Origin of the sequence: Streptomyces luteolus (assembly GCF_029968015.1) — a bacterium.
Lineage (GTDB): Bacteria > Actinomycetota > Actinomycetes > Streptomycetales > Streptomycetaceae > Streptomyces > Streptomyces luteolus.
The window spans coordinates 53,341-63,772 of record NZ_JASCIS010000047.1 but is presented as its reverse complement, the minus strand read 5'-3'; the positions used below and the strand labels follow the sequence as shown (position 1 = coordinate 63,772).

Here is a 10,432-nt window from a genome sequence, read left to right as displayed (position 1 = left end):
GAAATCCTGGCTCATAACAGGGCACCCCAGTCGTTCCCGGCCGGCTGTCGGCCGGAGCATCGATCCCATCGCATACGTGGCACTCAGTGCCCTCCAGTATGCACACTCAGTGCCACTAATCCAGGCCCGGTAGTGGAGCCGCCTCCGCACGCTCCAGCCGCAGAGCAGGCGTGCAGGCCGGTGTTATGTTCCCTGCATGAGCGATGGACAGGGCCCCAACGGCGGTGTCGGCAACGGATCGGGGAAGCCGTCGATGAGGGAGGCGCTGATCGCGGCGGCCTTCGAACTGTTCCTGGAGCGTGGGTTCGAGCAGACCACGATCGACGACATCGTTCAGCTCGCCGGGGTGGGGAGAAGGTCCTTCTTCCGCTACTTCCCGTCGAAGGAGGATGTGGTCTTCCCCGATCACGAGCGCTGCCTCGCCGACATGACGGAGCTCCTCGAGCAGAGGGCCGGTGACGGGGAACCGGTCACGCAGGTCTGCGACGCGGCCCGACTGGTGATGCGCATGTACGCGGCCGACCCCGCGTTCTCCGTGAAGCGGTACGAGCTGACGAAGAGCGTTCCCGCCCTGCGCGCCCACGAGTTGTCGGTCGTCTGGCGCTACGAACACACCCTCGCCGACTACCTCCGCCGCCGTTTCGCCGGCTGGTCGGACGGGACTCTGCGCGCCGACGTGATCGCGGCGTCGGTCGTCGCCGCACACAACAACGCGCTCCGGTCGTGGCTCCGCGCCGGCGGCAAGCGGGAGGACGTCACGTCCCGCATGAATCACGCTCTCGAATTCGTGCAGCAATCCTGGGGGGTGACCACAGACGGCACCTCGGACGCGCCCGCACAGGAGCCGGAGGAAGTCGTCGTCCTGATCGCCAAACGCCGAACGCCGATGTGGCGCGTGGTCCGCGAGATCGAGTCCACCTTGGACGAGAGCGAGCGGAACTGAGTTCCCTATTTCGACGACACTAGGTGCCGTTTGAGTGGCGATGCCACGGAGCGGCCAGATCGCCTCACCCGCCGAAGAAGCTCAGCCGCACCTGCCGCCGCGGATTGTCCTTGTTCGTGTCCGCGAAACTCCGTTAGTACAACCCCAGGCTACCGACCAACGCGCCCCCGCTCTTCCGATGGCAACCGTGGGATTCTCATCCGACGCGCGCGCCCGCAGCGGGTCGGCGGAGACCAACGGCAAGTCCATATCAGCGGCACTTCTCATGACACCGACCACCACCAGGCAACGGCCCAAGCGAAACTGGCCGAGCTGACCGCCGCGCTGGACGAGCACACCGCAGAACTCAGTAACCCCGACCTTGCCCGACGGACAGCCGCTCGCATCGGCGAAGAACTCGACAGCACGAACCCTGATCAACGCCGACTGACGGAAAACCTCGATGACCTCGGCCTGGCAGTCGGCGCGGTGGCGTCCGTCGTGACCATCGCGCAGGCCCTCTACACCGCGGTGGCCGCCCTGCACAGCTGACGGCCCGATCCCGAAGCAGAACGGGAGCAATTTCCGTCTTCCGCCGTCATCGATATCGGCCCGAACGTACCGCATTCTCCTGAAGGCCACTCAGCGCAGAAACCGAAGGAGCCATCCAGGGTGAGCCAGAGACGTCCCTTGCCGCACAGGCCGCTGCCACGGGAATCGCCGCAGCCCGGCAACGTCCGTGGCAATTTCGGCCACCAACCGGCGGCACCCGTATACGCCGCGTAACCTCACGGGCATGGGGGCATCAACATCCGGTGCGGGCCAGGCCGCCGACGAAGAGGAGGCGCGGCGGCTGAACGCGTACACGTACCTCAGCGCGCCCGAGCGGCTGGAGCACGTCTCGATCATGCGGATCTTCTGCGGAACGCTGCTGGCGGAACTCGCCGCCCCGGACATCATGGCGAAACTGCGCCAGACCGGCGCTTCTGCCGCGGGACTCGATGCCGACACCCTCACGGTCCGACTGGAACAACTGGTCCAGTGGGGAAACCTGCTCCGCAGCAGCCACACGGTGAACGCGTCCAGCATCAACGAGTACCAGCGTTCCCGCTCGCGCTACCAGCTGTCGAAACTGGGCGAACGTATCCAGCGGGACGCCGACGGGGTCCTAACTGAGGCCGACGCCGCCCGCGAGGTGAGCAACGAACTGCTGGCCCTGGTCGAGCGCGGACTACGGGAGCTGGCCGACCTCGTGACCGCGCCGGGCGGCGTCGAGCCGCAGGACGGACTGGAGCGGATCAGCACGCTGTTCGTGCAGTTCACCGAGTTCGCGGACTCCATACGCGACTTCTACGCCTACCTCGGCCAGGTGCTGTCCCGCTACGACCTGGACAGTGCCGAGTACCAGGGCTTCAAAGAGCTGCTCCTGGACTACGTCGAGGCGATCACGGAGGACGTGGCGTTCCGCGCGCCCCGGATCTCGGCGGCGTTGGACACCCTGTGGCCGCACATCCCAGCTCTACTGGACCGGCTGGACTCCCACGCCCAGGGGCTCACCGGGCTCTCTACGCAGGCGCAGGGCGAAAGCCGCCCGGAGGTCCGGATCCAGCGCAGCCGGGGCCGCGAATTCGCGGACTGGGAGGGCCTGCGCGGCTGGTTCAGCAACACCGACGGCCAGGGCAGCCAGGTCGACCAGCTACGCGATGCCACCCTGCGCGCGTTGCAGTCGCTGCTCGCCAACGCCAAACGGATGCTGCGGTCGGCCACCGGGGAGATGTCCCGGCGCAAGGATCTGCTGCGGCTGGCCCGCTGGTTCGACGAAGCCGCGCCGCGGGACGCGCACGACATCGCCGTAGCCGCATTCGGGCTGTACGGCGCCCGCCATCTGGGCATACCGCCGGCCACCGACGAGGTGGTGCCCGCCTACACAAGCTGGTGGAACGGTCCGGTGGTCGAGGTGCCGGTGGCCCTGCGTGAAAGAGGCAGTCGAGCTCAGCGGGGCCGTGCCTCAGCGGTGGAGGACCACTCCGCGCAGAAGCAGCTGCTAAAGGAGGCGGCCCGTCAGCGGGCAGCAGCCAGAGCAGCGGCAGCCGACGAACTGCACAGCGCATCCGGCCGGTTCGCCGAGGTACGCCTCACCTCAGCGGCGCTCGGCCTGCTCCTGGAGCTGCTGGCCACAGCGCTCGGAAATGCACAGCTCAGCAGGCCCACCGGCACGGACGGAGAGAGAACGGCGGGGTTCGACCTCGACTCAGCCAGCAGTGAAGACGCCGAACTGCGTATCCGCCTCACCGTTCGCCGGACGACAGGCACCCGGACAGCACTGTCCTCGGCCGACGGCGACCTACTACTGGACGACCTGGAGCTAGACATCGTTCGCACCTCCGGCGCGGTCGCCGGCGAAGCGGAGGCGAGTGTGTCGTGACCCTCCCCTCGACTCACGATGTAGCCCTGGCAGCCGAGCGTCGCACCGCCGCCCGGTTGCTGCTCGCCCACCCACTGATCGCGTCGGACGGTTCCCACGCCGACCTCTTCCCGCTGATCCGCAGGCACGCCGACTGGCTCGGCAAACGGTTCCAGCAAGTGCTCGGCTACCGCCTGCTGGTCGACAGCTCCTACGCCCGGCTGTTCAAGGCGGGGCTGGGGGCGGGTTCGGGTCATCGGCTGGAGCGCTCCACCGGCACCCCGTTCACCCCGCACACGTACGCCTGCCTCGCGCTGGCCCTGTCCGTGCTGGTGACCGCGCCCGAGCAGATGCTGCTCACACACCTGGTCGCCGATATAAGGGCTGCCGCAGCCGACGCCGGTATCGAGCTGGAGGAAACGGGCCGGGCGGCCGGGAAGCGGACCCTAGTCGCAGCTCTGCGCCAGCTCGTCGACTGGGGTGTGCTCATCGAGACTGAGGGCCATGTGGTCACACTTGCACAGGAGTCAGGCGGGGAAGCTCTGATCACGATAGATCGGGAGCTGGCACGCGTGGTCGTCGCCGGCCCGCTCTCCCAGGCACGGGACGGCGCCGACCTGGTCCGGCGGGCAGCAGACCCGGGCTTCGGCGGACCACGCACCTACGTGCGCCGAATGCTCGTCGAGACACCCGTCGTGCACCTCGACGAGCTGACCGACGCCGAGCGTGACTGGCTGCGCACCCGGCAGCGCCGGGAAGCTCAGGCTTTCTCCGAACTCCTGGGCCTGGAGATGGAGATCCGTGCCGAGGGCGTGGCGCTGATAGACCCCGAGGAAGAGCTCACGGATCTGCACCTGCCGGGCACCGGGACCGTCGCACAGGCCGCGCTGCTCCTGGCGGAGCGGCTCGTGGAACGGCTTCGGCCTCAGGCCCCAGGGCATCCGGCAACCGGCGGGACGCTCGTCATCGGAGTGGCTGCCCCGGACGGCTTGGTGGACGAGGTGCTCGCCGAGCTGATCGCCGAGTACGGGCAACGCAGCAACTGGCGACGCGGCTACCTGGAGGACCTTCCCTCCCTGCGAGAGGCCGTACTGGACCTGCTGGCCCGCATGCGGCTGATGGCCCGCGCGGGCCGGCTGCGCGCCGAGGGCGAAGGACTGCCGGAGGGATATGTCGAAGAGGCGTCGGAAGGACGCACGGTGACCGATGTCCATGGCGCGCGCCCCGGCGGCGAAGGCTGGGTGCTGCTGGCAGCAGCAGCCCGCTACGCCACCCAAGTCACCGTGCGCCCTGCCACCGCAGCCGGCAAAGACAAGGACGTTCAGGAGGAGTTGCCGCTATGACCACCGACGCGCGTGGCCTCATTCCGCTGCCGCGTTCCGGAGCTGCGACAACAGCCGGCCCCGCAACAACCAGCGGCACCCGCTTCCGGCTGCACCGGGCGGGTATCCAGAACGTCTGGCAGTACGACAGGCAGGAGTTCTCCTTCGGCGACGGACGGCTGCTACTGCGTGGCAAGAACGGCGCGGGCAAGTCCAAGGCCCTGGAAATGCTGCTCCCGTATCTTCTGGACGGCGACTCCCGGGCACTGGACGCGACAGGCAGCGGCCGCACCACGCTCGCCTGGCTGATGCTGGACGGGTTCGAGCAGACCAACCGTCTCGGATACCTGTGGGTGGAGTTCCAGGGCACAGCCGACGACGGCGGTCACCGCCACCTCACGCTCGGTGCCGCCATCCGCGGCTCGAAGTCGACGCAGAAGGCGCTGCCGACGTTCTTCGTCACCCCGCTGCGGGTCGGTGAGGACCTGCAACTGGTTGAGGCCGGTAAGCCGCTACCGGTCGACCGACTCAAGGAGATCGTCGGTTCCGACAACACGACCGACCGTGCGGTCCAGCACCGCTCACGCGTGGCCCGGGAACTGTTCGGCATCACCGACGCGATGCGCTACCGCAACCTCACCCAGCTCCTCCACCGGCTGCGGCGCCCGACGGTCGGCGACCGTATCGAACACGGGGGCCTCGTCTCCCTGCTGAGCGAGACACTGCCGGGGCTCGACGAGGACGTGGTCGAGAAGGTAGCGCGCAACCTCCACGACCTCGACGCAGTACGGGACGAACTCGGCCGCCTGGAACGCACCGACGCGGCCTTGCACACGTTCCTCACCAGTTACCGCGGCTACCTGGCCGGAGTCCTGCGAACTTCCGCCCAGAGAGTGAGCCACGAGCTGGGTGTCCTCGCACAGCGGCGCCGGGCGGCCGGAGACGCCGCACAGCGGACGAGCGACTTGAGAGCGCAGGAGGAGGAGTCGGAGGGCCGACTGGAGACCCTGCGCGAGGAGGAACAGGATGCCCGGACCGACCTGGCCGCACTGCACGCTAGTCACGCCTACCGCAGCTTGCGCGAACTTTCGGAGCGCCGCGGCACGGTGGAGGCGCTGAACACCGCCGCCGCGGCTGCGTTCACCACCTTGAGCAACGCACACGATGCGGAGGAGGGCTCGGCGGAGCGGCTGGCCGAAGGCGTCGAATACCTCGGCAGCCGACTGGCCGAGCTGGGAACCGAACACCGGGAGCTGCTGACACAGGCAGAGAAGTCCGGCCTTCCCACCGGCCATCTCGGCGAGGCGGTGGCCCTGCCGCGCACGGTTCTCGCCCTGGCCACCGAGACCGAGCTGACGACTCCGGACGGGGAGACGCGCGCCGTACGGCACCGGTCGGTGGCCCGCGTGGACACAGTCACGGCGCAGGAAGGGCTGCGGTCCTGGCAGGACCAGTTGGAGAACGCCGAGGTGGTCGCGAAAAACCGGGCCCGGATGGTTCAGGAGGTGACCCGCCTCATCTCACGGGCGGACGAGGCCCGAGCTGCGGCAGCTCAGGCCGATGCCGAGCGCGAACGGGTGGAGGGCGAGGCGGAAGAGGCCGCCGGCCATCTCGACGACAGTCGTCAGAAGGTCGCCGAGGAGAGCGGCGCCTACTCCCGGCAAGTCGCCGAGTGGGCGGCGCACACGCGGAATGCGCTGGGTCCGGACTGCCCATCACTGGACGCCGTCCACGCCACCGTCGGCCACGAGACCTCTACCGACGCGCCCTTCGCGGACCGTACGCTGCCGCCCGACATCGACAGCCAGGCGTGGCGGACCGCTCAGGCCGCATTGGAGCCGTACGGCGAGGAACTCACCGGACACCGAGACGCCCTGGCACTCAGCGTCAACTGGCTCAGCGAAGAACTCGACCACCTAACGGAGCAGAAGCGGGGCTGGGAGCAACGTACCGACCCCGAGCCGCCGGCTCCGCACCATCGCGCTGCCGCGAGGACGCCGGGCAGTGGAGCACCTTTCTACCGGCTCGTGGACTTCGTGGACGAGCTGGCTCCGACCAACCGAGCCGGTCTGGAAGGGGCGCTGGAGGCAAGTGGAATCCTGGACGCGTGGGTGAGTGCGGACGGCGCCCTGCTCGATCCGCGCACCCGGGACACCCTTCTCCAGCCGGGTCCCGTGCTGTCCGACGGGCCGACCCTCGCCTCGGCCCTGCGCCCAGCCCCTGAACCGGGTTGCGGCGTCACGGCCGAGCAGGTGGAGGGTCTGCTGGCCACCATCGCACTCTCATCAACACAGGAGACCTCCGTACACAACGCGGTTTCCTATGACGGAAGTTGGCGCCTGGGCGTACTCAGCGGTCGTCACGACAAGGGCGACACCGAATACGTGGGAGCCGCCGTACGCGCCGAGACCCGGCGCCGCATCCTCGCCGAGTTGGAGGAGCGGATCGCGCAGACTGCACAGCGGCTGGCCGATATCCGCGAGGAGCTTGCCGCAGCCGATGCCATGCGTCGAACTCTCACGCTCGCGGAACGGGATTTCCCCAGGGCACGGAATCTCGCGGACGCCTGGAGCAGAAATGAATCAGCCGAGCGGACGCTGCGCGACCTGACCGCCAAGGCAGCCCGGGCGGCGCGGCTGGCGGAGGAGGCACGCGCTCTCGCGGCATCGGCGCGGACCAAGTCGCAGGCCACCGCCACCGCCCACGACCTGCCCGGCGACCCGGCCGCCCTGGACCGTGTGCGCACCGCACTGACCGGCCTGCTCGGCGGTATCGGGCATCTGCGCAGGGCAGTCAGCGGCACGGGCGAGCGGCTCGGTACTAACCAGGCCGATGCCGACCGGTACGCACGCACCCAAGAGGATCGCCTGGCCGCGGACGAGAGCTACCGGCTCCACCTCGCCGGACTGCGCACCGCTGAGCAGGACCTGCGTACCCGCGAGGAGGCCATCGGATCGTCCGAGGAGGAGATCCTCTCCCGCGAGCAGGAGGCCAAACAGCGCATCGCGAACGCCGGCCGCGGCCTGCCCGGGGCGCAACGAGCGCGCGACGACCTCCACGACCAGCGCGTGCGCGCGGAAGAGGACGAGAAACGCCTGCGCGGGACCCTGGCGGACCAGGAAACGACGGTCATCGACACCGGCAGCGCTCTTCGCGCTGCTCTCGGCCGACCGGAGGTGGTGCTCGGCGCCGGCCTCGACCGGTCCTCGCTGCCCGAGTACGTGTCGGACGATCCCGGCGCGGACGTGCGCAGCCGTCTGCGAGCGCTGCGGGCCCTGGCCGACGGCGTGGAGCAAGCCCTCGGCCGCCCGAAGGGCGAGGTGTCGGACAGCACCCTGCTCAACCGTCACACCGATCTGCGCGATCAACTGGCCGGCGGGTTCGACGCGCAGCTGGAGGAGCGCGACGGGATCAAGGTGTGCCGCCTGGTCGACGACCACGGGTCCCATGACGTCGCAGCCGTGGGCGAGCGGATCGCGGTTCAGGCCGCGGAGGCCCGAGGGCGGCTCACCGAGCGCGAACGTGAGGTCTTCCAGCGGTTCCTGACCGGCGAGCTAGGCGACCACCTCTCGGCACAGGTCATCACCGCTGCGAACCTGGTCGCGGCTCTCAACGACACCCTGCGGACCGTGCGCACCTCCCACGGCCTCGGCGTCGAACTGCTGTGGAAGCTGGACGAGGACGTGGACGCGGATGTACGCGCGGCCGTCGAGCTGCTGCGCAGTCCGTCGAGCCTCAGGACGCGCGACCAGACCGAGCAGCTGCGCGAGGTGCTGCAACGCCGGATCGAGGACGCCCGCCGTGCCGACCCATCAGCCGGTTACGCCGCCCATCTGCGGACCGCGCTGGACTACCGAGACTGGTTCCGCTTCCACACCTTCGTGGTCGAGGACGCGGCCCCGGGCCGCCGTAGGAAACTGACCGGCCGGACGGGGCTCAGCCAGGGCGAACAACGGGTCCTCTCCTACCTCGTGCTCTTCGCCGCAGCAGCCGCCCACTTCACCAGCCTCGCCGAGTCGGCACCGCACGCACCGCGCCTGATCCTCCTGGACGATGCCTTCGCCAAGGTCGATGAACCCACCCACGGCCGACTGGGCCGTATCCTCGTCGACCTCGATCTCGACTTCGTCCTCACCAGCGAGCGGCTCATGGGCAACTGGCCCGAGGTGCCGTCCCTGCATATCTATGAGTGCCTCCGTGATCCCCACGTACGCGGGGTGGCCACCCTGCACTACACCTGGAACGGTCGGCACCGGCGTCTGGTGTCCGTATGAGCGGGCTGCCCGCCGCAACGCGCGAATGGCTGACGGGACCTGGACTCACCCGGCTGTGGCAGGGGGCACGTAAACGCCTGGAGAGCAACGGCGTACAGGCCACGGGTTCGCTCCGGCTGACCGCGATGAACGCCCGGGAACGCAACGATCTGTCCCTCCTACTGGGCAAACCCCTCACAGGTGCCGCCGTGACCGTACGGCTCGACGTGCTCGACGCACGGCTACGCGCTTCTGCCGCCGGACTCGGACTCAGGCAGACCCTGGAAGAACTCGGGCCGCCGCTCACCGACCGCCGTGCCGCCCGCGCGGATGTGACGGCCCGGCGGGAGCGAGTGTGGTCGTCCCTTGCTTCGTCACTGGACGCCTCCCCGCTCGCCGACCAGGAATGGCCCCGGCAGTGGTACGAAGTGATGCGCCGTGCTGGTGTTCCGAAAGGAGTGACGTCTGAAGCGGCAATATGGACACTCCAGCAGGCGGTCCAAGTCCTCACCGCTCTCCTCGGACCCGAAGGAACTGAACGCAACGGCACACACGGCCGAGGAGAACTCGCCGCCATGACGACCGGCTCCGCGCACGGCCTGGACGACGGCACCTGGCTCGCACGCCTCGTCCAACGCGGCGTCGCCCTCGCCCATGGCACCGAGTTCCCCGACGACGCGGCCGGCCGACGCGCTCTGTGGCGACTGGTGTCCGTCAGGCCGGACGAGGTCTCCAGCACGGTGCTCACCTACGGGCTGCGACCCGTCGGCGAGGGCTGGCGGGAGCGGGCTCTGCGGGAGCGGGCCGACCATCACTGCGAAGTTCACATCACACCACGCGACCTCCATGACCTCCGGCTGCAGCTCCCCGCCGCAACGCTCATCCACATCTGTGAGAATCCGCGCGTGGTGGAAGCCGCGGCGGATGCGGCCTGCGTTCAGCCCATCGTGTGCACCTCCGGGAGCGCCGCCACCGTGGTCTTCACGCTTCTCGACGCCCTCGCCGCCACGGGTTGCCGCTTCGCGTACCACGGCGACTTCGACTGGCCGGGGATCGCGCTGGCCAACCGGGTCATCCGCCGCTACGAAGCCCTGCCGTGGCGCATGGGCACCGCGGACTACGAGCATCTGGCCGCCCGCAGTCAGGCCGAAGGCATCCCTCAACTGGCACTCGACGGACAGCCGGTCGACGCGGACTGGGACCCGGGCCTCGCCCCCGCCATGACCGCCCTCGGCGTCGCGCTCCACGAGGAGGCCACCCTCGATCTCTTGGTGGCAGACCTGTCACACCAGGTGTAGAGCGACGTCGGCATCATGCCGAACTCACCTGGGTTGTCAGTCCTTTTCGGCATGATTGACGCTCACACCTGATACGTCGCCGTGCCCGGGTGGCTCTGACCAGAGGATCACGTCGCGGGGCGGTGTCGACGATTGGAGTCCGATGGCCGCGGCGGAATCACGCTTGTCTCTTCCTTACGACTTCCTGCGTACGGTCATCGCGCAGGCGTCCGAGGATTCCCCGCCTACCCGCA

Annotated in this window: 5 protein-coding genes; all 5 read left to right on the top strand. The window is 69.0% G+C overall.

All coding sequences use genetic code 11. The features are described 5' to 3' along the window. Positions 1-196: 196 nt before the first annotated feature. On the top strand, positions 197-943 hold the full coding sequence (locus tag QIT00_RS31885; protein WP_282538942.1) for a TetR family transcriptional regulator: 747 nt from the start codon (positions 197-199) through the stop codon (positions 941-943). 775 nt (positions 944-1,718) lie between these two features. Further along, positions 1,719-3,347, top strand: coding sequence for a TIGR02677 family protein (locus tag QIT00_RS31880; RefSeq protein ID WP_282538941.1), 1,629 nt, complete (start codon positions 1,719-1,721; stop codon positions 3,345-3,347). After that, positions 3,344-4,669, top strand: coding sequence for a TIGR02678 family protein (locus QIT00_RS31875; protein ID WP_282538940.1), 1,326 nt, complete (start codon positions 3,344-3,346; stop codon positions 4,667-4,669). Before QIT00_RS31880 ends, QIT00_RS31875 begins: the two co-directional genes overlap by 4 nt. Then, complete coding sequence (locus QIT00_RS31870) at positions 4,666-8,922, top strand: TIGR02680 family protein (protein ID WP_282538939.1); 4,257 nt, start codon at positions 4,666-4,668, stop codon at positions 8,920-8,922. The genes QIT00_RS31875 and QIT00_RS31870 overlap by 4 nt, the downstream gene beginning before the upstream one ends. Beyond that, positions 8,919-10,199, top strand: a complete 1,281-nt coding sequence (locus tag QIT00_RS31865; RefSeq protein ID WP_282538938.1) for a TIGR02679 family protein — start codon at positions 8,919-8,921, stop codon at positions 10,197-10,199. The genes QIT00_RS31870 and QIT00_RS31865 overlap by 4 nt, the downstream gene beginning before the upstream one ends. Positions 10,200-10,432: the final 233 nt, after the last annotated feature.